The sequence below is a fragment of the Mycobacterium sp. genome (genome assembly GCF_049281135.1).
Classification (GTDB): Bacteria; Actinomycetota; Actinomycetes; order Mycobacteriales; family Mycobacteriaceae; genus Mycobacterium.
The window spans coordinates 1-1,866 of the sequence record NZ_JBAPRN010000714.1 but is presented as its reverse complement, the minus strand read 5'-3'; the positions used below and the strand labels follow the sequence as shown (position 1 = coordinate 1,866).

Here is a 1,866-nt window from a genome sequence, read left to right as displayed (position 1 = left end):
GCACTAGCGCGGACGGTTACCCAAGACACGGAACTCGCCGGTTGCCCCCTGCACGCGGGCGAGAAAGTTCTTCTGTTGTGGGGGTCGGGAAATCGCGACGAATCGGTCTTCGACGATGCGGAAAGCGTTGTCATTGACCGCTTTCCGAACAAGCACCTGAGCTTCGGCATGGGGCCGCACCGCTGTATCGGATCACACCTGGCCAAACTCATGATCAAGGTCGCGATCGAGCGATCGATCCACTCGCTTGGCGACTTCTCGCTCGCCGATCCCGAAGGGGTGCGGTGGGCGATGGGAGAAGCCCGCGGACTGGAGAAGCTTCCTTTGCGTATTGGCCGGTCCTACAAGGGAACCGAGACATGACGCTGCTGCGACACGAGCTGCTCGCCGACGGCGTATTGGTCCTCGAGATCAACCGGCCCGAAGTCCTCAACGCCGTGTCCGTGGAAGTGCAGACCGCTATCGAGCGCCGGTTGACCGAGGCGGAGAATGATGCGGCCGTCCGATGCCTCGTATTGTGCGGCGCCGGCGACCGCGCGTTTTCCGCGGGCTGGGACATTCACCAGCTCGCACGGATGAGCGAGGAACAACACACTCTTGTCCAGTTGGAACGAGAGGAATGGCTGTGGCACTGGGCGTCGACACCTATCCCCACTGTTGTTGCCTTGCAAGGAATTACCTACGGCGTCGGCGCGCTATTGGCTGTGACGGCAGACCTTCGCGTCGGCTGCGCTGAGACACGATTCAAAATCACGGCTTCCCAGTATGGAGGAGCCAACCTCACCTGGGTGTTAGACGAGCTGATCGGCTGGTCCAGGACCAAGGACCTGCTCATGACGTCTCGTGTGGTCGAGGGGACAGAAGCAGAGCGGATCGGCTTGCTCAATCGTCTGGTCGAATTCTCCGACGTACGGCACGCCGCAATCGCTCTCGCGAGCCAGGTAGCTGCGCTGCCGCCGGAAGGGGTCCGTGCTGTCAAGCAGTTACTTCAGGCGGGCCCAGGCCGAGACCTTCGCGCGAGATTCGATGCGGAAAACACCGCGATGATGACCACGGTGCGCCCCGGCCCGATGACCGATGTGTTCTCGAGATTCCTGGCGACGCACCCCGCAGATCATGAATGAGATCGCCAGGAATCGGATCCTCGCCGGCACCTCACACGTTCTGGAAGACCCACACATCGAGTTCCTGCTAGAACGGATGTATTACGACGCGCAAGTGCGTGCCGACATCGCCAAACAGCAGTGGGATCCTCACGATCCGTACTCGCCAGAGTTCTTTGGGGATTTCGGATACTCACTTCGACCCGCGCAAGGCGAATTCATCTACATAATGGCCAGGGCAATGAACGCACGTCTCGCCGTGTGCGTGCCCGTGTCAGCAGGTGCGGCGGTGCTCTATCTTGGTGCTGCTCTTCGCGACAACTGCGGCGGACGGGTCGTCGGGGTGGAGCCGCGCGATGAGTACAGGCGGCTTGCGCACGAGGCGGTAGCCGAGGCAGGGCTCATCGATTTCGTGCAGATACACGGCGGTGACCCGGCAACCGAACTGGCCGGCGTCCCAGGTTTGGTCGATGTCGATATTGCCCTCATCGATGGCTGGCCTGATCTGTCGGCGCCGTCGCGCGCTCGCTCGGTGCTCGATGTCCTCGCGCCCCGGATTCGAACGCATGGAGTGCTGGTGAATGACAACCGAGAACCCGACTACGTCGCGAGGCTCATCGAACTCGGATACGACACTGTGCCAACCGATCTCGGATTGATATCGGTTCGTCGGTAACGGTTAGCGGCTAGCCCCGACCGGCGGCACGTCTGCCGACAGCTGCCGATGAAAGTGCTGGTTCGCTGCCTCGTTGCGGCCGTAGAC

Annotated in this window: 3 protein-coding genes; all 3 read left to right on the top strand. The window is 61.6% G+C overall.

The genetic code is table 11. The features are described from left to right. Positions 1-363, top strand: a 363-nt coding sequence (locus WAN02_RS28515; RefSeq protein ID WP_422268719.1) for a cytochrome P450, incomplete at its 5' end; no start/stop codon positions are given. After that, entirely contained in the window at positions 360-1,124 is a 765-nt protein-coding gene (locus WAN02_RS28510) for an enoyl-CoA hydratase/isomerase family protein (protein WP_422268717.1), read from the top strand. The genes WAN02_RS28515 and WAN02_RS28510, both read left to right, overlap by 4 nt. Then, positions 1,117-1,779, top strand: coding sequence for an O-methyltransferase (locus WAN02_RS28505; protein WP_422268715.1), 663 nt, complete (start codon positions 1,117-1,119; stop codon positions 1,777-1,779). The genes WAN02_RS28510 and WAN02_RS28505 overlap by 8 nt, the downstream gene beginning before the upstream one ends. Positions 1,780-1,866 lie beyond the last annotated feature (87 nt).